Consider the following 20,613-nt stretch of genomic DNA (forward strand, 5'->3'; position numbering starts at 1 on the left):
CCGGCGGGCTTTATCTCGGCTGGATCGAGCCGGGTGTATGGGCCTACACTGCGCTCCCTTACAGGAGAGCGCCATGCTGATTGTTGCCGACGAGAATATACCGCTGCTCGATGCCTTCTTCGCAGGCTTCGGCGAGATCCGCCGTTACCCGGGCCGCAGCATCGACCGCGCCTGCGTGCAGGACGCCGATGTATTGCTGGTGCGCTCGGTGACAAACGTCGACCAGGCCCTGCTCGAAGGCAGCAAGGTGCGCTTCGTCGGCACCTGCACCATCGGCACCGATCACCTGGCCCTGGACTACTTTGCCCAGGCCGGTATCCAGTGGTCCAGCGCGCCGGGCTGCAATGCGCGGGGCGTGGTGGATTATGTGCTGGGCAGCCTGCTGACCCTGGCCGAGCTGGATGGCGCAGACCTGGCGCGGCGCACCTACGGGGTGGTTGGCGCCGGTGAAGTCGGCGGGCGTCTGGTGGAGGTGCTACGCGGGCTGGGCTGGGCGGTGCGGGTATGCGATCCGTTGCGCCAGGCGCAGGAGGGGGGTGACTACGTGAGCCTGGAGCAGGTGCTGGCCGAGTGCGATGTGATCAGCCTGCACACGCCCTTGACCAAGGGCGGCGAGCATTCGACCTGGCACCTGCTGGATGCCGAGCGCTTGGCGCAACTGCGCCCCGGCGCCTGGCTGATCAACGCCAGCCGCGGCCCGGTGGTCGACAATGCGGCATTGCGCAGCCTGCTGCAGGCGCGTGACGATGTGCAGGCGGTGTTGGATGTGTGGGAGGGCGAGCCGCAGGTCGATCAGGCGCTGGCCGACCTGTGCGTGATTGCCACCCCGCATATCGCCGGCTACAGCCTGGATGGCAAGCAGCGCGGCACGGCGCAGATCTACCAGGCGTTCTGCGCCTGGCGGGGCGAGGCCGAAACGGTGCGCCTGGCCGACCTGCTGCCGCGCCCATGGCTGGCGCAGCTCAGCCTGCAGGCCGAAACCGATCCGGCCTGGGCTCTGGCCACACTGTGCCGTGCGGTGTACGACCCGCGCCGCGACGATGCGGAGTTTCGTCGCAGCCTTGACCGTGACCCGCAGGCCCAGCGCGCGGCCTTCGATGTGTTGCGCAAACAGTACCCGCCGCGGCGCGAGATCGAGGGGCTGATGGTGCGCATCGAGGGTGATGCGCCGCAGTTGCAGCAGATGGTCAAGGCGTTGGGTGGCCTGTTGGTGTGAGGTACTGCTTTCGCCGGCCGGCAACGGGTCTCCCTGCAGGCGCCGGCCTTGCCGGCGAAGCGGGCTTTACACCAGGCATAAAAAACCCGGCACCAGGGCCGGGTTGATTTGAATAGGGGTCAGGCTTTCTTGGCGAGCTCTACCCGGCTTTTCTCCAGGTCCTCGCAGGCTTTTCTGATCATGTCTTCGGTGATCTCGATTTCCCGACCCTGGGCATCGATGATCGACCCGCACGCCGGGTTCGGATGGCTTGGGCGTTGCGCTTGGGTATTGCTGTTTTGCAAGCTCATTTCCTGTCTCCTCATCAGGTTGCAAGCTCAGACTAGATCCGCGACATGACCGCACCATGACAGCCCTGTCACACCTCCAGTCCAACAGAAAGTCAGACAAATCTCCAGCGGCACTTTAGAACGAAACGCTCTAGTGAACTTGTTGCCTGGTCTTGTCAGTGATGCCCCACGCGCTGCAGAGTTCCTTGGCGCCTGACCGGTGGTCGGGTGTAGGCTGACCTGCATACTCCGGATAAACGAAGACCTTCATGCCCAGCCTTCTTTCTGCTCGCCAGCGCCAGGCCCTGCGCCTGGCCTGGCGTTTCATTCGCCCTTACCGCAAACAGGCCATGGCCGCACTGCTGGCGCTGGTGGTCACTGCGGGTATCACGCTGTCCATGGGCCAGGGCATTCGCCTGCTGGTGGACCAGGGTTTCATGACCCAGTCGCCACACCTGCTCAACCAGTCCATCGGCCTGTTCATGTTGCTGGTGCTGGCACTGGCGGTGGGTACCTTCAGTCGTTTCTACCTGGTGTCGTGGATCGGCGAGCGGTGCGTGGCGGATATACGCCAGCAGGTGTTCGACCACCTGGTTTACCTGCACCCGGGCTTTTTCGAAAGCAACCGCAGTTCGGAGATCCAGTCGCGCCTGACCACCGACACCACGCTGCTGCAATCGGTGATCGGCTCTTCGCTCTCGCTGTTCCTGCGCAATGCCCTGATGGTGCTGGGCGGCATCGTGCTGCTGTTTGTCACCAACCCCAAGCTCACCAGTATCGTGGTGCTGGCCTTGCCGCTGGTGCTGGCGCCGATCCTGATCTTCGGCCGGCGGGTGCGCGGCCTGTCGCGCCAGAGTCAGGATCGCATCGCCGACGTGGGCAGCTACGTGGCCGAAACCCTCGGCCAGATCAAGACCGTGCAGGCCTACAACCACCAGGCCCGTGACCAGCAGCGTTTCGGCCTGACCGTGGAGGCTGCCTTTACCACCGCTCGCCAGCGAATCGTGCAGCGCGCCTGGCTGATCACCCTGGTGATCGTGCTGGTGCTCGGGGCGGTCGGTGTGATGCTGTGGGTCGGTGGCATGGACGTGATCGCCGGGCGTATTTCCGGCGGCGAGCTGGCGGCGTTCGTGTTCTACAGCCTGATCGTCGGCAGCGCCTTCGGCACCCTCAGCGAAGTGATCGGCGAGCTGCAACGGGCCGCGGGCGCAGCCGAGCGGATCGCCGAGCTGCTGGCGGCACGCAGCGAGATCCACGCCCCCGACGAAGGGCTGGAGCGCCTGCCTCCCAGGGTCAGTGGCCGCCTCGAACTGCAGGAGGTGCATTTTGCCTACCCCTCGCGGCCCACCCCAGCGGCTATCGACGGCCTGAGCCTGACGGTGGTGCCTGGCGAGACCCTGGCCCTGGTCGGGCCTTCGGGGGCGGGCAAGTCGACGCTGTTCGACCTGCTGCTGCGCTTCTACGACCCGCAGCAGGGGCAGATACTGCTCGACGGCCAGCCACTGACCCGGCTCGACCCGCAGGACCTGCGTCGGCATTTCGCACTGGTTGCGCAGAACCCGGCGCTGTTCTTCGGCACGGTCGAAGACAACATCCGCTACGGGCGTGCCGAGGCTACCAGTGCCGAGGTCGAGGCAGCGGCGCGCAGCGCGCATGCCCATGAATTCATCCTGCAGTTGCCGCAGGGCTACCAGACGCACCTGGGCGATGCCGGGCTTGGGCTTTCCGGTGGTCAGCGCCAGCGCCTGGCCATTGCCCGGGCGCTGCTGGTGGACGCGCCGATCCTGCTGCTGGACGAGGCCACCAGTGCCCTCGACGCACAAAGCGAGCACCTGATCCAGCAGGCCTTGCCAGCCCTCATGGCCGGGCGCACCACGCTGGTCATCGCCCATCGCCTGGCCACGGTGCAGCACGCCGACCGTATCGCCGTGATCGACCAGGGCCGGCTGGTCGCGGTGGGCACCCATCGCCAGCTGATTGCCGAGAACCCGCTGTATGCGCGGCTTGCCGCCTTGCAGTTCAACAGCGCATGAAGGAAATGTTACAGATTTTGTACGTCTGTAACATTTCTGTAGCAATCCCCTGAGAGTATCGGATCAGCTGTTGCGTAATGCTCAATGCAGTTTGCTGCCATCGCTCGATGGCAGCTTTTTTTTGCCCGGTGAACGAGGACAAGGACGTCTTTGACTGGTGCGGCAGGTGGCGCGCCAGCTTTCCTATCCTCTTGTTCCGAGACCCTTGCGATGTTCGTGCGTAAATCCCTGCGGCTGCAAATTCTCGCCCTGCTGGCTGGCAGCCTGCTGGCGATGTTGCTGATCGCCCTGGTGTGCTTTCAGTTCCTGTCGGCCAGCGTGCGTGGCTATGGCCAGCTGGTGGAGGGGCCGATACTGGCTTCGCAACTGATCGACGAAGCCAACCTGCAGTTCAAGGTGCAGGTGCAGGAATGGAAGAACGTATTGCTGCGCGGCAAGCAGCCGGTCGAGCGGGACAAGTACTGGCAGCAGTTTTCGGCGCGTGAACAGCAGGTGCAGGCGCTGCTGGCCCAGCTGGTGCGGGCCAACGCCGACGATGCGGGGCTCAGAGCGCGTCTGCAGGCGCTCAAGGACAGCCACGCGCAACTGGGTGCTGCCTATTCCCGCGGTCGCGATGCGTTCATCGCGGCAGGGGCCGACCCCGCTGTCGGGGACCAGTCAGTGAAGGGCGTGGACCGCGCGGCCAGCGAACAGATGAGCGAACTGGTAAGCCAGTTGCGTGCCGATGCCCAGGTGCAGGCGGCGGCCATCGATGCCCGCGCGCAGCGTACGGTGTGGCTGGGGCTGCTGGTGATGCTCGGCTCGGCGCTGCTGATTGCGCTGCTGAGCCTGTGGCTGGTTGATCGCAGCCTGATCGAGCCGATTCGACGCCTGATCGAATACGTGGCACACCTGAGCCAGGGCCGCGTCGATGCCCGCGTGGCCTGCGGGCGCCATGACGAGCTGGGGCGCCTGGCGGTGGCTGCCAATACCTTGCGCGATTTTCTGGCCGACACGGTAGGGCGCCTGCAGGACAACGCCCGGGAGCTGGAGTCCGCCAGCGGCGAGCTGCGCAGCCTGGCCGGCGGCATGGCGCGGGGCACCGAAGACCAGTTCCAGCGGACCGACCAGGTGGCCACGGCCATGCAGGAAATGTCCGCCACTGCCCAGGAGGTGGCCCGCCATGCAGCGGACGCGGCCCGCGCCGCGGATGATGCCGACCACAGTGCCCAGGCCGGCGAGCAGGTGATGCAGTCGACCATTGCCACCATCGACGCGGTCAACCGGGACATCGCCGGCACGGCGGCGGTGATTCGCCATCTGGAACAGGACAGCGCCCGTATCGGCAAGGTGCTGGAGGTGATCCGCGCTATCGCCGAGCAGACCAACCTGCTGGCGCTCAATGCTGCCATCGAGGCGGCCCGTGCCGGCCAGGCCGGGCGCGGGTTCGCGGTGGTGGCCGACGAGGTGCGCAACCTGGCCCAGCGCACGGCGGCGTCCACCGCCGAGATCAACCAGATCATCAGCGCCGTGCAGTCGGGCGCGCTGGAGGCGGTCAAGGCCATCGAGAACGGCCAGGCCCGCAGCGAGGAGGGGGCCGAACAGGTACAGCGTGCCGGTGCCATGTTGCAGCGCATCACCCAGGCGGTGGAGGCCATCCGCGACATGAACCGCCAGATCGCCACCGCCGCCGAGGAACAGACCAGCGTGGCCGAAGACATGTCCTGCAACCTGGTGGAGATCACCCGCATCGCCACCGCCAATCAGGGCGCGGTGCAGCGGACCGAGCAGGCCGGGCAGCACTTGCACGACCTGTCGGGTCGGTTGGGCGAGGTGACGGCGCGCCTGCGGGCCTGACCGGGGGAAATCCGCCACCTGCCGGCCTTTATGTCGGGCAATGTGGCGGATTGTCGCCAGCAAAACCATCAACGATGGGGTGCGACCACAGGTCCTAGCTATTAGCCGTTGGTCTTGTGCAAGTTGGCCCGATTTCTGCTTAAGGCGACCCAGGCTTAAGCCTTGCGAAACATTCAGGGCTGCTACGGCAGCCATGGCGTCAGACCGTTCCCCGCACCCTCGATACCCCAGCCGCCAGCCAGCCTCGAAGGCCTGGACGCCATGCCTTGAGCCATGGCCTGCGCGCGCAGAACCACAAGAGACGGGCGTGCACTGCGGGTGTGATGGTCATTGCCAATCACTTCACTTCAATTGGATTGAACTATGAAAAAAATCCTGCTGACGCTCCTGTGCCTGAGCGTCATGGGTTGCTCCAAGCCCAGTGAACCGGAAAAGACCGTCGACGTGCTGCTGATCGGCGGCGGCATCATGAGTGCAAGCCTGGGGACCTACCTCAACGAGTTGGAGCCGGATTGGTCCATCGACGTGTACGAGCGCATGGACAAGGTGGCCGAGGAAAGCTCCAACGCCTGGAACAACGCCGGTACCGGCCACTCTGCGTTCTGCGAGCTGAACTACACCAGCGAAGCGGCTGACGGTTCGATGGACATCAGCAAGGCGGTGGGCGTCAACGAGCAGTTCGAGATCTCCAAGCAGTTCTGGGCCTACCAGGTCGAGCAGAAGGTGCTGAACAACCCGACCTCGTTCATCAACAACGTGCCGCACATGAGCTTTGTGTGGGGCGACAAGAACGTCGAGTTCCTCAAGAAACGTCATGCGGCCCTGCAGCACAGTTCGCTGTTCCGTGGCATGGAGTACTCCGAAGACCACGCGCAGATCCAGAAGTGGGTGCCGATCGTGATGGAAGGCCGTGCCGCCGACCAGAAGATTGCCGCAACGCGCATGCCGATCGGTACCGACGTGAACTTCGGCGAGATCACCCGCCAGCTGTTCGCTTCGCTGACCCAGCATGACAACGTCAAGCTGCACACCTCGCACGAAGTGCGCGACATCGTGCGCAACGCCGACAACACCTGGACCGTGGTGGTCGCCGACCTCGCCAACAAGGGCGTCGAAACCAGCGTCAAGGCCAAGTTCGTGTTCATCGGTGCCGGTGGTGGCGCGCTCAAGCTGCTGCAGAAGTCCGGCATCCCGGAAGCTGACGGCTATGCCGGCTTCCCGGTGGGCGGCCAGTTCCTGATGACCGACAACCAGGACATCGTCAAACGCCACAAGGCCAAGCTGTACGGCAAGGCGTCGGTCGGTGCGCCGCCGATGTCTGTACCGCACCTGGACACCCGTGTCATCGATGGCAAGGAAGTGCTGCTGTTCGGCCCGTTCGCGACCTTCTCCACCAAGTTCCTGAAAAACGGTTCGCTGCTGGACATGTTCTCGGCACTGACCACCCACAACATCATGCCGATGACCCATGCCGGTATCGACAACATCGACCTGAGCACCTACCTGATGGGCCAGTTGATGCTGAGCTTCGAAGACCGCATGCATGCCCTGCGCGAGTACTTCCCCAACGCCAGGAACGAAGACTGGAAACTGCTGCAGGCCGGCCAGCGCGTCCAGGTGATCAAGAAGGATCCCGAGCACGGTGGCATCCTGCAGTTCGGTACCGAGGTGGTGGCTTCGCAGGACGGCACCATCGCCGCGCTGCTGGGCGCCTCGCCAGGTGCCTCCACCGCCGCACCGATCATGCTGACCGTGCTGGAAAAGACCTTCAAGGACCGTATCAAGACCCCTGAATGGCAGGCCAAGCTGAAGCAGATCGTGCCGACCTATGGTCAGAAGCTCAACAACAACCTCGAGCTGACCAACAAGACCCGTGAGTGGAGCAGCTCGCGCCTGAACCTGCTGTTCGTGCCGGTGCTGCCGGACGAGACGGCGGTGGCCGCGCAGTAACGTCGGGTTGACGCTTCGCGGATCGAGCCCGCCCCCACCGGATGATTGACATCCTTGTGGGGGCGGGTTTGAGCCACAGCGGATGCAGTACAGCCAGAAACCACAAAGCCCGCAAAAGCGGGCTTTGTGGTTTTTGCCGATCTGGTCGGAGAGACAGGATTCGAACCTGCGGCCTTCTCGTCCCGAACGAGACGCGCTACCTGGCTGCGCTACACTCCGATGACAAAATTCTACTCAAAAAAAAACGCGACCGGCAAGCCCCGGCGAGGGGCCTGAAGCTTGCCGTCTGTACTGCCTTTTACAGCTCTTTCACGGTGCGGACCTGGTCCTTGTTGATCCGGGTGCTCTTGCCGTCGAGCTGTTCGATTTCATAGAAGCCCGAATCTTCATCGTACTTGGGGGTGTCGACCGCCTGGATCTCACGTCCGTCATTCAGCGTGATCACGGTAGGCGAAGCACACCCGGCGAGGGTGCCCAGGCCCAGGGCGAGCAGGAAAGCGGGGAGGGTCCGTTGAATCATATTCTTTCTCCATTGAGGGGGAAGTTGCGGGTCATGTCATTGAGACGCATCGCGTCCCAGCAAGTTCCTCGCAACTTGAGCATAGCGGCTGAACCGCGTCATTGATCGGGAACAATGCAATCGGCCTCTGGCGGGCGGGCGCGGGGAGGGCTGTGATATAACTGGCGGCATTCTTTCCCTGTCATGGATTCACCTTCCTCATGAAAGCCAAGGCTGATGTACCGTTCGTGCCGCTGAACATTGCCGTGCTGACCGTCAGCGATACCCGCACCCTGGAAACCGATACCTCTGGCCAGGTGTTCGTCGACCGCCTGACTGCTGCCGGCCACGCGCTGGCCGCCCGTGTACTGCTCAAGGACGACCTCTACAAGATTCGCGCGCAGGTCGCCACCTGGATCGCCGACGAGCAGGTGCAGGTGGTACTGATCACGGGCGGCACCGGCTTCACCGGCCGCGACAGCACCCCCGAGGCGGTCGGTTGCCTGCTCGACAAGCAGGTCGACGGCTTCGGTGAACTGTTCCGGCATATCTCCCTGGCCGATATCGGCACCTCCACCGTGCAGTCCCGCGCCCTGGCCGGGCTGGCCAACGGTACGCTGGTGTGCTGCCTGCCCGGCTCGACCAACGCGGTACGCACCGGCTGGGACGGGATTCTTGCCGAGCAACTGGATGTACGCCATCGCCCGTGCAATTTCGTCGCGCACCTCAAGCAGGCGGCGCCGTGTGAAAGCCGTGGCTGAGCCTGTTGCGGCAAAGCCGCTGCTGCCCGTGGAGCAGGCACTGGAGCGCTTGCTGGCGCTGGCCGAAGCGGCGCGCATCGAAGACTGCGAAGAGGTGCCACTGGCTGCTGCCGAGGGCCGTGTGCTGGCCACGGCGCTGGTCGCCGGCCTTGACCTGCCACCCTGGCCCAACAGCGCCATGGACGGCTACGCACTGCACCACGCCGACTGGCAGGGCACGCCGCTGGTGGTGAGCCAGCGCATTCAGGCCGGGCAGGCGCCTGCGCCTCTGGAGCCGGGTACCTGTGCGCGCATCTTTACCGGTGCGCCGCTGCCGGCAGGGGCCGACTGCGTCGAGATGCAGGAGAACGCCGACGTTCAGCCCGATCAACGCGTGTGTTTCACCGAGCCGCTCAGTGCCGGGCTCAACGTGCGCCCGCAGGGCCAGGAAACCCGGGCAGGTGAAACCGTGCTGGACGCCGGGACCCGCCTCGGGCCGGTCGAGCTGGGCCTGGCTGCCTCGCTCGGCTGCGCGGTGCTGTCGGTAGTGCGCAAGGTGCGGGTGGCGGTGCTTTCCACCGGCGACGAACTGGTCGAGCCGGGGCTGCCCCTGGGCCCCGGGCAGATCTACAACAGCAACCGGCGCCTGCTGGTCAGCTGGCTGCAGCGCCTGGGCTGCGAGGTGAAGGACGCCGGCATCCTGCCCGATGATCTGGCGTTGACCCGTGAGCGCCTGGGCCAGCTCAAGGACGTCGACCTGATTCTGTCCACCGGTGGTGTATCGGTGGGCGAGGCCGATTACCTGGGTATCGCCCTGCGCGAAGAAGGTGAGCTGTCGCTGTGGAAGCTTGCGATCAAGCCCGGCAAGCCGCTGACCTTCGGGCATTTTCGCGGGGTGCCGGTGATCGGCCTGCCAGGCAACCCGGCGTCGACCCTGGTCACCTTCGGCCTGCTCACCCGGCCGTACCTGTTGCGCCGCCAGGGTGTGCAGGACGTGACGCCGCTGCAGTTCAGCGTGCCTGCCGGTTTCGACTGGCCCAAGCCAGGCAATCGCCGCGAATACCTGCGCGCGCGCATGGAGCAGGGCCAGGCGCTGATCTACAAGAACCAGAGCTCGGGTGTGCTGCGCAGCGCCGCGTGGGCCGAGGGCCTGGTGGAGGTGCGCGAGGGCACTGCGCCCGGCAAGGGCGACAGCGTGCAGTTCATCCCCCTCAGCGAGCTACTCGGCTGACGGCAGCAGGCCCCGGGCAACCCGGTCGTTGCCCAGTGGGGCCTGCGCGGCGAGGCGCGCATACACGCTCTCCAGCTGCGCGGCGGCCCTGCTCCAGTCATGCTGCTCGCGCACGAACTGGCGCGCGGCATCGGACAACTGCTGCATGCGCGTCGGGTGGCTCAGCAGGCGGGTGATGATCAGTGCCAGCGTGTCGGTGTCGTCCCCACCCAGGTAATGCTCGCCGTTGCGCACTGCCAACCCCGCTGCGCCCTGGGTGGTGGTGACCACCGGCAGGCCTGCGGCCATGGCCTCGAGCAACTTGATCTTGCACCCGCCGGCATGGCGCAGCGGGGCAAAGAACAGCGCCGAGTGGCGTTGCAGCTCACGCAGGTCGGGCAGGTAGCCGATCCATTCGATGCGCGGGTCGTTCCAGCGCAGCTTCCACTGGGTGGGCAGGGCATGTCCGACCACCGCCAGGCGCACGGCCGGGTTGCTCAGCCATACCTGCGGCAGGATCTCCTCCAGCGCCCACTCCAGCGCCTCCAGGTTGGCGCCGTATTCGAAGTTGCCCACCAGCAGCAGGCGCTGGCTGTGCGGGCAGGCGCTGATGTGCTGGTAGTACTCGTAGTCCACGCCGTTGATCACCACCTCGGCAGGGCGGCCGGTGAACTGGCGGATCTGTTCGGCATCGCGCGGGTTGACGGCCACCACTTCGCTGGCCTGGCGCAGCACCCGCGACTCCCAGCGCCGGTAGCGCCAGCGGTCGAAGCTGTTGAACGGTCGCAGCCACAGGGGCAGGCGGTCCTGGCACACCGCGCCGGTGTCCGACTCCACATGATGCTCGCTGACCATGAAAGGCAGGCCGCTGGCTTGCAGGGCCTTTTCGAAGGGTTGGAAACTGTAGCTGTGCTCGATCTGGATCACATCCCACTGCTCGCGCAGCAACGTTTCGAAGCAGTGGCGCAGGTGGGGGGCCAGGCCGTTGGTGCTGGCCCGCATCGGGTAGCCGACGTACAGCGCCGCCAGCAGGTTGAGCGGGCTGCGCAAAGGCCTTCGCGGCAACACGATCAGGCGCTCGAGCAGTGGCTCCAGTGCCTGTCGGGCTGCCTCGCCAAGCGGAACTTTCGAGTGCACCAGCAGCGTGATCCTGTGCCCGCGTTCAGCCAGGCCACGCAACAGGTGGTATTGCCGGGCCTTGCTGCCGCTGGTGGTGGGCCAGGGCAGGTAAGGCAGTGTCCAGAGTACGCGCATGACCCACTTCCTCTCTTGCCGCAGGGGCGTCGACAGGCTGAATGCGAAAACGCGCCTGGCGGGCCTCAGCCGATCGCTGCTGCCGGGGCGCGTCCATAGATATCAGTAAAGCGCACGATGTCGTCCTCGCCCAGGTATTCGCCGCTTTGCACCTCGATCATTACCAGATCGATCACCCCGGGGTTGCTCAGGCGATGCTCGCGCCCCGGCTTGATGAAGGTCGACTCGTTGGTGTCGAGCAGAAATTCCTCTTCGCCGTTGGTCACGCAGGCCATGCCGCTGACCACGATCCAGTGTTCGCTGCGGTGATGGTGCATCTGCAGGGACAGGCAGGCCTGCGGGCGTACCATGATGCGCTTGATCTTGAAGCGCGGGCCTTCCTCGAGCACGGTGTAGGTGCCCCAGGGGCGCGTCACGGTGCGGTGCAGGCGATAGGCGTCGTGGTCCTGGCGCTTGAGCTGCTGGGCAATCAGCTTGACCTCCTGGCTGCGGTTCGCGTCGGCGATCAGCAGGGCGTCGGGGGTGTCGATGATGATCAGGTTGTCCAGGCCGATGGCGCCCACCAGGCGGCGAGGCGAATCGATGTAGCAGTTGCTCACGTCGTGCAGCACGGTCTCGCCGTTGCACTGGTTGCCCTGGGCATCGCCCTGGGCCAGGCTGCGCACCGCCCGCCAGCAGCCGATGTCACTCCAGCCCAACTGGCTGGGCAGCACTGCCACCTGGGTGGAACGCTCCATCACGGCGTAGTCGATGGAGATGTCGGCAACCTGCGCGAAGCTGGTGGCATCCAGTTCCAGTTGCAGGCTGTTGCTGCCCTGTTTGCTCTGGCTCAGCCCCAGGCATTCGCCGACCGCATCCAGAACCTGCGGTGCGTGCTGCTGCAGTTCGCGCAGGATGGCATCTGCACGCATGCAGAACATGCCGGCGTTCCACAGGTGCTGGCCGCCCTCGACATAGCGCTGGGCGGTCTCTGCGTTCGGCTTTTCGACGAAGCGCTCCACGCGATAGCCATGGGCATCCAGGGCCTGGCCCTTCTCGATGTAGCCGAAGCCGGTTTCCGGTTGAGTGGGCACCAGGCCGAAGGTGGTCAGCCAGCCTTGCTCGGCCAGGGCGCGGGCGCGCTCCACGGCCTCTTCGAAGGCTGCCTGGTCGGTGATCAGGTGGTCGGCGGGCAGCACCAGCAGGTGGGCGTCTTCGCCGTATTCACGGGCGCAGTGCAGGGCGGCGGCGGCAATCGCCGGGGCCGTGTTGCGCCCGCAGGGCTCGAGAATGAAGTCCAGCGCGATGCCGGGCTGTTTGAGCTGGCGGTATTCATCCTGGGTGCGGAAGAACACTTCGCGATTGGTGACGGTGAGTACGCGGGCCACATCCTTGAGTGCGCAGGCACGCAGGAAGGTTTTCTGCAGCAGGCTCTGGCCATCGGGCATGCGCATGAAGGGCTTGGGCATGGCCTCGCGTGAAACCGGCCACAATCGGGTGCCGGCTCCACCGGCAATGATGCAAGGGATCAGTGTGCTCATTTCACTCAGCCTCGTGTTCTGGGCACCGCTAGGCGGTGTGATAACAGGGAAAAGGTGAACCTGGCAGGCGCTTTGCTCAATGAGTCAAAAAAGTGACTTTTATCACTGGCATCGTCCGTGAAGGCCAAATATTTGTCGAATGATGCACATCGATTGAGAATCTTTCAATGGCAATTGTGTGAAAGCGCTGTTTTTGACGTGGTCCGCATGCAACGGAACCGTGTTGTAATCGGTCGATATACACGGGCGTCATCTGACGCGGCACCGCCGTCGGCGGTGATCAATGCGGGGGAGCAGTTATGGGTGAGCGCAGGGCATTGTTGATTCTGCATGGCAAGCAGGCCATGAACGACGAGGTGCGCGCGGCGGTAATGGGCTTGCGCGAGCGCGGCTGGCAGCTCGATGTTCGACTCACCTGGGAGGGGGGCGATGCCCAGCGCCTGGTGCACGAGGCGCTGGCGGCGGGGTACCCGCATCTGGTGGCCGGTGGTGGCGACGGTACCCTGCGCGATGTGGCAGAGGCGCTGGCCCAGGCCCGGGGTGATGCCAGCCTGGCGCTATTGCCGCTGGGTACCGCCAACGATTTCGCACGGGCTGCCGGTGTGCCGCTGGAGCCGGACCAGGCTCTGAACCTGCTGGAGTTGCCGGCGCGGGCGATCGACCTGGGCGAGGTGGGCGGGCAGGTGTTCCTCAACATGGCCACCGGCGGTTTCGGCAGCCAGGTCACGGCCAGCACTTCCGAGGACCTGAAGAAGGTGATCGGTGCCGCGGCCTATCTGTTCACCGGGCTGTCGCGTTTCAGCGAGCTGCGTGCGGCCTCGGTGGAGCTGCAAGGTCCGGATTTTCACTGGCAAGGTCAGTTGCTGGCCCTGGGAATCGGCAACGGCCGCCAGGCCGGCGGCGGGCATGTGCTGTGCCCGCAGGCGCAGGTGGACGACGGGCTGCTCGATATCAGCATCCTGCCGGCGCCGCAGGAGGTGGTCGGCACTTTGCGTGACCTGCTGAGCGAGGGCCTGGGGCTGGACAATCTGTTCGTTCGCGCGCGCCTGCCGTGGGTCGAGATCAAGAGCGCCGAAGGCCTGGATATCAACCTCGATGGCGAGCCGCTGCAAGGCGACAGCTGGCGCTTCAGTGCGCTGCCGGGGGCGTTGCGCGTGCACCGGCCCGCCGAGTCTCCGCTGCTCAGTCGTCCAGGCTGATGATCTGTTCGCGCACGGCGAACAGCACCAGGCCCGCCACGTCGTAGATCTGCAGGCGTTTCATGATCTGCGAGCGGTGGGTCTCGACGGTTTTGATGCTCAGGCCCAGGCCGTTGGCGATTTCACGGGTGGATTTGCCGCGCACGATCAGGCGCAGGATTTCCAGCTGGCGCGCCGTGAGGTTGTGGTTCTCGACGGCCTCGGGCTTGCTGCTCTGGGCGCGCAGTAACGCCTGGTTGATCACGGTATGCGCGATGGCCGGGCTCAGGTAGCGCTCGTCGCTGCGCAGCGCGGCCAGTGCCTGCTCCAGTTCGGTGGCGGTGGTGTCCTTGAGCAGGTAGCCATGGGCGCCGATTTCCAGTGCGCGCATGATCAGCTCGGGGTCGGTGTGCATCGACAGGATCAGCACCTTGCTGCGACAGCCGGCAGCCTTCAGGCGGCCCAGGGCCTCCAGGCCCCCGGTCGAGCGCATCGAGATGTCCAGCAGCACGATATCCGGGTCCAGGCGCTGCACCAGTTCGAGCAGTTGGCTACCGTCGTTGGCCTCGCCTACCACGGCGTAGCCGGGTATGTCGGCGACCAGGGCGCGTACGCCGGCGCGAATCAGGGAGTGGTCATCCACCAGCAACAGATTACAGATCATGGGGTTTACTTGTATTGGCGCGTTCACGGGCACGCGGTGGCCAGGGGAACAGTACGTCGATGTGGGTGCCCTGGCCGGGTTGGCTGTTCACGCTCAGCCGGCCATTGAGCAGGTTGACCCGTTCACTCATGCCGGCCATGCCGCGCTGGCCCTCCTCGCCGGGGGCGGCAGCAGGCGTGAAGCCCTGGCCGTCGTCGCTGATCGATAGCGCCAGGCCTTCGGGGGTGCGCTCGATGCGCACGCTCAGGTTGCGTGCCCGGGCGTGTCGCAGAATGTTGGTGACGGCTTCCTGGGTAATGCGAAAGGCAGCGATGGCCATGTCTTCCGGAATACCACCCAGGCGCTGCCTGCACTCCAGGCTCCAGTGCACGTCGGTGTTTTCCAGGGTGCGCAGCAGGTGCGCGCGCAGGCTCGCTTCAAGCCCCAGGCTGGCCAGTTGGCGTGGGTTGAGGATCGCCGACACATCACGCACGTTGGCCAGGGTGTCGTCCAGGGTGCTGCGCAATGTGGCGCAGTGTTCCTGCAGGTCGGCCGGCATGCGCCGTTGCAGCCAGTCTGCCTGCAGCTTGGCGGCTGTCAGCAGTTGGCCGATATCGTCATGCAGTTCGCGGCTCAGACGCTGGCGTTCGCTCTCCTGCACCTCGAGCAGGCGGTGGGCCAGCTCCTGGGGGCGCATGGCGATCGAGCGCGCGGCCTGGCGCAATTGCCAGCCAATTCCGAGCAGGGCGGCCAGCTGCAGTGCCAGCAGGCTGCCGGGCATCGGTGCCGCACGCAGGTACAGGTACAGGTTGGCCGCCGCCGACACCAGGCACAGCAGGGCGCTCAGCCAATGCAGCAGAGAAGCGCCCGGAGGGCCGCGCTTGAGTGTCTTGAGGCTTGAGAGCATAGGGAATGAAGCCACTGAAGTATCGCTGTTGAAAGCCGGTCGAATATCGCCCAACAGGCGTTTGGGGCAACGCCTGGATTTAACTTTGTGCAGTTTTGCCAACACTGGAATCAGACGATTTCAAGTGTGCTGAAAACGCCAAACTTCAGCACCGTGCATTGTCGGTGTGCAATTTGCGTCGGGCATAGTATCACTTCGCTTGGAAATGGTCGCGGGGCGTGAAAGATGTCCGAACTGTCAGTTTTACGGGCTGGTACGGTCGTTCCGGATGACGCAAAGTCTAGCACTTTGCTATCACTGGTGGCGATACACAACTTGTCCTATATGCGCTGATATTGTTTTTGTATACAGCTGACAGAAACTCGCCGCCCACGCGTAAGTTAATGCTTAGTGTTGTGGGAAAGTGCTTTGAAATGATGTGCGGCGGGGAAATTTCCCACGCCGGTTAGTTGTGCAACTTCATGCGCCCAGGGCGGGTGCAGGGGCGGCGGGTGTGGCGGTCGCCTTGGCCGGTTCTGCGTGCAACTGCCGGAAGGTCTGTTCCAGTTCCTCCAGCAAGGCCAGTTGCTCCTGGGGGTCGAGGTTCAATTGGCCGGTGTGCGGGTCGATCAGTTCAAGCTGCCAGGCCAGCAGGCTCAGGCAGGCTTTCAGCTTGGGCAGTGCAGCGTGAAGGCGCGCGCGGCATTGCTGCGGTTCGAGCACATGACAGAGTTGGCGACAGAAGTCGGCGATCTGCGTCTGGGCCTGCAGGTGGGCACGCTCGGCCAGTGTGCCGAGGGTGTTCAGCAGGCAGTCGCACGCGTCGGTATCGTGGCCGATCAGGTCAAGGTGCGACAGGCACTCCTGAGCGCGGGTCAGCAGTACGTGGGCATCGACCTGAAAGTCGTGTAGGGCGCTGATGTCCGCAGTGGTGTCGGACATCAGTCGTTTCCTGCCAGGCGCAGACTGCGGATGGGGGCTGAAACGCCCTGGAGCCGGTGTTTTGGCAAGACGCTAGCATTGGTTGTGGACAACAAGGCAGTAGCGAGCAAAAGCCTGACTCCATTCATGCAATGAGAATGGCGTCACATTAATGGCTAAAGGATATTGCGAACATCAGGTCTCGCCCGATTGTGGCTAGGGGTTTCCCTGATGGCATTGGCTTGGTGTGATCGCTGATGACCTGCCGCGACTGCAAAACTGTCAGCGCAGTAAACCATGATGCTAAAGTGACATCAATGCCCCCCGCAGCATTTTATTTTGGGGGGTCAAGCCAAGACGAACGCGGCCGATACACGGTTGATAATTCAATTTTTGCGACACGCCTGGGGGTTGTTTAATGGCTGGCATTCTCGACACGGTAGACCAAAGGACGCAGCTGGTAGGCGAGAACCGTCTGGAAATCCTCATGTTTCGCCTGGCCGGGCGCCAACTGTTCGCGATCAACGTGTTCAAGGTGCAGGAAGTGCTGCAGATGCCCAAGTTGACCCTGATGCCGCAACGCCATGCGTATGTGTGCGGCGTGGTCAACCTGCGTGGGCAGACCCTGCCGGTGATCGACCTGTCCCAGGCCATCGGCATGCGCCCACTGGAGCCGGGGCCCAACAGCACCATCATCGTCACCGAGTACAACCGTTCGGTGCAGGCGTTCCTGGTGGGAGGCGTGGACCGTATCGTCAACATGAACTGGGAGGCGATCATGCCGCCGCCCACCAGTGCCGGGCGTCAGCATTACCTGACGGCCATCAGCAAGGTCGACGAGCAACTGGTAGAAATCATCGACGTGGAGAAAGTACTGGCCGAAATCGTGCCGTACAACGCCAAGGTGTCCCGCGACAAGCTGGAAGACCCGGTACTGGCGCAGGCGCGAGGGCGGGAGGTGCTGCTGGTGGACGACTCCACCGTGGCCCTGGCGCAGTTGCGTGAAACCCTGAGCCAGCTGGGGGTGAAGATGCATGTGGCCAGCGATGGCCTCAAGGCACTCAACCTGCTCAAAGGCTGGGCGGATGCCGGTGAGGACGTGTGCTCGAAGTTGCTGATGGTCTTCACCGATGCCGAAATGCCGGAAATGGACGGCTACCGCCTGACCACCGAGATCCGCAACGACCCGCGCCTGCGCAGCCTGTACGTGGTACTGCACACGTCCTTGTCGGGCAGCTTCAACGAGTCGATGGTGAAGAAGGTCGGTTGTGACAACTTTTTGTCCAAGTTCCAGCCCGACAAGCTGGTGGATGTGGTGCGCCAGCGCCTGATGCTGGACGAAGCGACCGTCTGAGCCGGCACCAAGGGCCGGGCAGCGGTTGCCCGGCCTTCGGTGTAAGCTTGCGCCTTTATCATCCGGAGCCGGCCCATGCGTCTGAGCGCGTTGTATCGTTACCCACTCAAGTCGGCCCAGGCGCAAGCCATGGGCCAGTCGCCGTGCGGCCTGCTGGGCTTGCTGGGTGACCGGCGCTGGATGCTGGTGGAGCAGGACAACGGACGTTTCCTGACCCAGCGCGCCTACCCGCAGATGAGCCAGTTATCGGCGCTGTACGACGCCGATGGCGGTCTGGTGCTCAGTGCCCCGGGTTTTGACCCCTTGCAGGTGGCGGTGCCGCAAGCGGACGCCAATCTGCGTGGGGCGACCATCTGGCGCGACACCCTGCGCGTACCGGATGCAGGCGATGCGGCGGCCGACTGGTTGAGTCGCTTCATCGGCAAGCCGGTGCGCCTGGTGCATGTGCCCGAGCCGCGTACCCGCTATCTGCCGGCCGGCTACGGTGAGAACAGCGACCGTGTGGCCTTCGCCGATGGTTTCCCCTTGCTGCTGATCGGCCAGGCGTCGCTCGACGACCTGGTACAGCGGGTTGGGCGCCCCTTGGAGATGCTGCGCTTTCGGCCCAATCTGGTGGTCGAGGGCAGTGCGGCATATGCCGAGGATGGCTGGAAGCGCATTCGCATTGGCCAGCAGACCTTTCGGGTGCTTTCCCCGTGCACGCGCTGCATCCTCACCACCCTCGACCCGCAGACCGGCGAGCGCAGCCCCGATCGCGAACCCTTGACCACGCTCAAGACCTATCGGCAGAAGGAGGGGGATGTGCTGTTCGGCCAGAACCTGGTGGCCGACGGCGAGGGCATGCTGGAGGTGGGCATGGCGGTCGAGGTGCTGGAATAGCGACGGGCCGCTTCGCCAGCAAGGCTGGCCCCTGCACACGCACCGTCGCCTCCACAAGGTTGCGCTTCGACGTTGCCGGCGAAGCGCTGATTACCGCTTACTGATCGTCGAAAAACCGCTCGTGCCAATCCACCAGTGGCTGCGGTGAATTGAGTTTCTGCCCGTAGATCACCGAATACGACAGCACGTTCTGCACGTACTGGCGGGTCTCGTCGAACGGAATCGACTCCACCCATACGTCGAAGCTCAGGTGATCGGCGCCGCGCAGCCACTGGCGCACGCGTCCGGGGCCGGCGTTGTAGGCGGCCGAGGCCAGCACCCGGTTGCCGTTGAACTGGCCGTGCACCTGGCTCAGGTAGGCGGCGCCCAGCTGGATGTTCTTGTCCGGGTTCAGTACCTGCGCCGGCGAAGCCAGCGGGATGTTGAACTTGCGCGCCGTCTCCTTGGCGGTGGCCGGCATCAGCTGCATCAGGCCGCTGGCACCCACGTGGGAGCGGGCGTCGTCCATGAAGGCGCTTTCCTGGCGGGTGATCGCGAATACCCAGCTCGAGTGCAGGCCGCGTACCTTGGCTTCGCGTACCAGGGTATCGCGGTGGGCCATCGGGAAGCGGATATCCAGGTCGTCCCAGTACTGGGCCTGGCTGATGGTGCGGATGGCCGGGAAGTACCAGCGCATTTCATAGGCCAGGCGCGCCTGGGCGACCATCTCGTCGCGGCTGAAATGACGGCTGACGTGGTACCACTCGCGGCGCCCGTCAACGATCTGGCCGCGGGCATGGAATTCCAGCGCGCGCCGCACGCCGGGGGTGTTGCGTACCTTGTTGATCAGTTGCTGGCTGAGCACCAACGGCTTGTTGTTGAGCTGGTAGGGGGTCTGTGCACGATCGGCGGCCAGGAACCCGTAGAAGTCGCGCTCTCGCGCTACCGTCTTGTACAGCAGTGGAATCTGCGGGTTCTTCGGCTGCGCCAGCTCCAGGCTGCGCGCCTGCCAGTAGCGCCAGCGGTTGGTGGTGGCCAGGTCCTGGGGCAGGCGTTTGGTCAGCTCGTAGGCATCTTCCCAGCGGCCCAGGCGCAGCAGCAGGCGCAGGCGCCATTCGGTCACGGTGTTGTCGCGCAGCTCGGGGTCGTACTGGGTCATCAAGCCCAGGGCGCGGGGGTCGTAGCGCCGTGCCAGGGTAAGGCCGATTTCGCGGGCGATCGCCACCTTCTCGTCGCGGGAGAAATGCATGCGATTGGCGTAGTCGTCGAGCAGCGCCATGGCCCGCTCCGGGTCCTGGCGCGCCAGGCGGCGCAGGCCCAGGCTGACCACGTCGGACATCGCTTCGTTGACCGGGGTGAAGCGCCCGGGGTTGTTGAGCAGTTCGGGCTTCTGCGCCACATCCACCAGCAGGCGGCCTTGCGGGCCCAGGGTGTTCAGGCCTTTGATCAGGGTGTTGGCCAGGGCGTAGTTGCGCGCCTGGGCCGCGAGCTTGATGCGCTCCCAGCGCTTCTGTTCGGTCAGCTGGCCCTCGGCGGCCCAGCGGTCGAACAGCACGTCACAGGCCGCCGGCTGCGACTTGCCCACCAGCCACAGCTTGTCGGCGGTGGCATAGCCCTCGGCGCGCAGGTTGTGGCTGAGCTGATACTGGCCGTTGAGGCAGTCGAGCTCGGTGAAGTTCAGCTTGGGGTCGTAGTACTTGACGAAGGGTTGCCAGTCGCCGCGCTCTGCCAGCCAGCGCAACCAGCGCAGTTTCATCCAGTTGGCCTGGGGCAGGTCGCCATGCTCGGCAAGAAACTTCTCGATCTCGGCGTTGCTGGCGCTCTTGAGGCGCGCCGTCAGTTCGTCGTAGGCCAGGTAGGGCTCCAGCGGATAATCACGCAGGGCCTGTTCGTAACGGCGGTAAGGGCCGCTGTCGCCCTTGGCCAGGGCACGCTTGGCTTCATCGTAGTACTGGCGTTGCTGGGTGAGATCGGCGGCCTGGACGGTGCTGGCCGCGGTGGCGGAAAAAAGCAGACAGGATACGAGGCTGAGCAGGCTGCGGCGCATGATACTTCCGGACAGTTTGACCAAAACGAGTGTCGGCGGCGCCAGCACTGGTGGGATTACGTGCTTAAGCTTAGCCGTTTGCCGGGGGCGGAAGAAAGCATTGTGCTTGTATCGGCATGTAATGCAGGACTGCGGTCGGCACGCCGGTCGCGCTTAATGTGAAGCAGGCGCAACTCAGGTAGAATGCGCCCCCGGTTTT

17 protein-coding genes, 1 tRNA gene and 1 pseudogene are annotated in these 20,613 nt (G+C 64.6%); 10 read left to right on the forward strand and 9 right to left on the reverse strand.

Annotated features, from left to right (window positions below; translation table 11 throughout):
- The first annotated feature begins 73 nt into the window (after positions 1 to 73).
- Positions 74 to 1,216 carry a 4-phosphoerythronate dehydrogenase PdxB gene (gene pdxB, locus MF6396_RS02010; RefSeq protein WP_078479596.1) on the forward strand — a complete coding sequence of 381 codons (1,143 nt, stop codon included), beginning with the start codon at positions 74 to 76 and terminating at the stop codon, positions 1,214 to 1,216.
- A gap of 119 nt (positions 1,217 to 1,335) precedes the next feature.
- Here pdxB and MF6396_RS28755 read toward each other — a convergent pair whose 3' ends face one another.
- Positions 1,336 to 1,506, reverse strand: coding sequence for a PA1571 family protein (locus MF6396_RS28755; RefSeq protein ID WP_167400204.1), 171 nt, complete (start codon positions 1,504 to 1,506; stop codon positions 1,336 to 1,338).
- 248 nt (positions 1,507 to 1,754) lie between these two features.
- Here MF6396_RS28755 and MF6396_RS02015 point away from each other — a divergent pair, with 248 nt between their 5' ends.
- The 4 genes and pseudogenes from MF6396_RS02015 (at position 1,755) to mqo (ending at position 7,304) form a co-directional block, all read left to right on the forward strand.
- Entirely contained in the window at positions 1,755 to 3,518 is a 1,764-nt protein-coding gene (locus MF6396_RS02015) for an ABC transporter transmembrane domain-containing protein (protein ID WP_043864588.1), read from the forward strand.
- 792 nt (positions 3,519 to 4,310) lie between these two features.
- Positions 4,311 to 4,424: pseudogene (locus tag MF6396_RS29365) on the forward strand (hypothetical protein); the annotation flags it as partial.
- A 225-nt stretch (positions 4,425 to 4,649) separates the two neighbouring features.
- Entirely contained in the window at positions 4,650 to 5,354 is a 705-nt protein-coding gene (locus MF6396_RS29370) for a methyl-accepting chemotaxis protein (RefSeq protein ID WP_373870438.1), read from the forward strand.
- A gap of 363 nt (positions 5,355 to 5,717) precedes the next feature.
- The gene (gene mqo, locus MF6396_RS02025) at positions 5,718 to 7,304 is read left to right on the forward strand and encodes a malate dehydrogenase (quinone) (RefSeq protein ID WP_054916197.1); all 1,587 of its coding nucleotides are present in this window, start codon (positions 5,718 to 5,720) and stop codon (positions 7,302 to 7,304) included.
- Between the two features lie 142 nt (positions 7,305 to 7,446).
- Here the strand turns inward: mqo and MF6396_RS02030 are convergent.
- Positions 7,447 to 7,523, reverse strand: a tRNA-Pro gene (locus MF6396_RS02030).
- A 79-nt stretch (positions 7,524 to 7,602) separates the two neighbouring features.
- Entirely contained in the window at positions 7,603 to 7,824 is a 222-nt protein-coding gene (locus MF6396_RS02035; protein ID WP_043864585.1) for a YgdI/YgdR family lipoprotein, read from the reverse strand.
- A gap of 200 nt (positions 7,825 to 8,024) precedes the next feature.
- Here MF6396_RS02035 and moaB point away from each other — a divergent pair, with 200 nt between their 5' ends.
- The gene (moaB, locus tag MF6396_RS02040) at positions 8,025 to 8,564 is read left to right on the forward strand and encodes a molybdenum cofactor biosynthesis protein B (RefSeq protein ID WP_043864584.1); all 540 of its coding nucleotides are present in this window, start codon (positions 8,025 to 8,027) and stop codon (positions 8,562 to 8,564) included.
- On the forward strand, positions 8,548 to 9,774 hold the full coding sequence (locus MF6396_RS02045; protein WP_043864583.1) for a molybdopterin molybdotransferase MoeA: 1,227 nt from the start codon (positions 8,548 to 8,550) through the stop codon (positions 9,772 to 9,774). The genes moaB and MF6396_RS02045 overlap by 17 nt, the downstream gene beginning before the upstream one ends.
- Here MF6396_RS02045 and MF6396_RS02050 read toward each other — a convergent pair.
- Positions 9,763 to 11,007: a glycosyltransferase family 4 protein gene (locus tag MF6396_RS02050; RefSeq protein ID WP_043864582.1), complete on the reverse strand. Its 1,245-nt coding sequence runs from the start codon at positions 11,005 to 11,007 to the stop codon at positions 9,763 to 9,765. The two genes, MF6396_RS02045 and MF6396_RS02050, sit on opposite strands and share 12 nt — an antisense overlap.
- Positions 11,008 to 11,072: 65 nt before the next feature.
- Positions 11,073 to 12,527 carry a mannose-1-phosphate guanylyltransferase/mannose-6-phosphate isomerase gene (locus MF6396_RS02055; RefSeq protein ID WP_078479598.1) on the reverse strand — a complete coding sequence of 485 codons (1,455 nt, stop codon included), beginning with the start codon at positions 12,525 to 12,527 and terminating at the stop codon, positions 11,073 to 11,075.
- A 299-nt stretch (positions 12,528 to 12,826) separates the two neighbouring features.
- On the opposite strand from MF6396_RS02055, the gene yegS reads away from it, so the two are divergent.
- Positions 12,827 to 13,726, forward strand: a complete 900-nt coding sequence (yegS, locus tag MF6396_RS02060) for a lipid kinase YegS (protein ID WP_078479599.1) — start codon at positions 12,827 to 12,829, stop codon at positions 13,724 to 13,726.
- On the opposite strand, the gene MF6396_RS02065 is transcribed toward yegS, so the two are convergent.
- The 3 genes from MF6396_RS02065 to MF6396_RS02075 all read right to left on the reverse strand — a co-directional run bounded on the left by MF6396_RS02065 (position 13,710) and on the right by MF6396_RS02075 (position 16,176).
- On the reverse strand, positions 13,710 to 14,369 hold the full coding sequence (locus tag MF6396_RS02065; RefSeq protein ID WP_043864579.1) for a response regulator: 660 nt from the start codon (positions 14,367 to 14,369) through the stop codon (positions 13,710 to 13,712). The genes yegS and MF6396_RS02065 overlap by 17 nt on opposite strands.
- Positions 14,359 to 15,255: a sensor histidine kinase gene (locus MF6396_RS02070; protein WP_043864578.1), complete on the reverse strand. Its 897-nt coding sequence runs from the start codon at positions 15,253 to 15,255 to the stop codon at positions 14,359 to 14,361. Before MF6396_RS02070 ends, MF6396_RS02065 begins: the two co-directional genes overlap by 11 nt.
- A 459-nt stretch (positions 15,256 to 15,714) precedes the next feature.
- Complete coding sequence (locus tag MF6396_RS02075) at positions 15,715 to 16,176, reverse strand: hypothetical protein (RefSeq protein ID WP_043864577.1); 462 nt, start codon at positions 16,174 to 16,176, stop codon at positions 15,715 to 15,717.
- Between the two features lie 397 nt (positions 16,177 to 16,573).
- On the opposite strand from MF6396_RS02075, the gene MF6396_RS02080 reads away from it, so the two are divergent.
- Both MF6396_RS02080 and MF6396_RS02085 read left to right on the forward strand, forming a co-directional pair.
- Entirely contained in the window at positions 16,574 to 17,509 is a 936-nt protein-coding gene (locus MF6396_RS02080; RefSeq protein ID WP_043864576.1) for a chemotaxis protein CheV, read from the forward strand.
- A 75-nt stretch (positions 17,510 to 17,584) separates the two neighbouring features.
- A complete protein-coding gene (locus MF6396_RS02085) occupies positions 17,585 to 18,388 on the forward strand; it encodes an MOSC domain-containing protein (RefSeq protein WP_078479600.1) in 804 nt (267 codons plus the stop codon).
- Between the two features lie 97 nt (positions 18,389 to 18,485).
- Here the strand turns inward: MF6396_RS02085 and MF6396_RS02090 are convergent, their stop codons facing one another.
- Positions 18,486 to 20,414 (reverse strand): transglycosylase SLT domain-containing protein, encoded by a 1,929-nt coding sequence (locus MF6396_RS02090; protein WP_043864574.1) that lies wholly within the window; start codon positions 20,412 to 20,414, stop codon positions 18,486 to 18,488.
- Between the last annotated feature and the right edge of the window lie 199 nt (positions 20,415 to 20,613).

Origin of the sequence: Pseudomonas sp. MF6396, assembly GCF_002018915.1 — a bacterium.
Classification (GTDB): domain Bacteria; phylum Pseudomonadota; class Gammaproteobacteria; order Pseudomonadales; family Pseudomonadaceae; genus Aquipseudomonas; species Aquipseudomonas palmensis.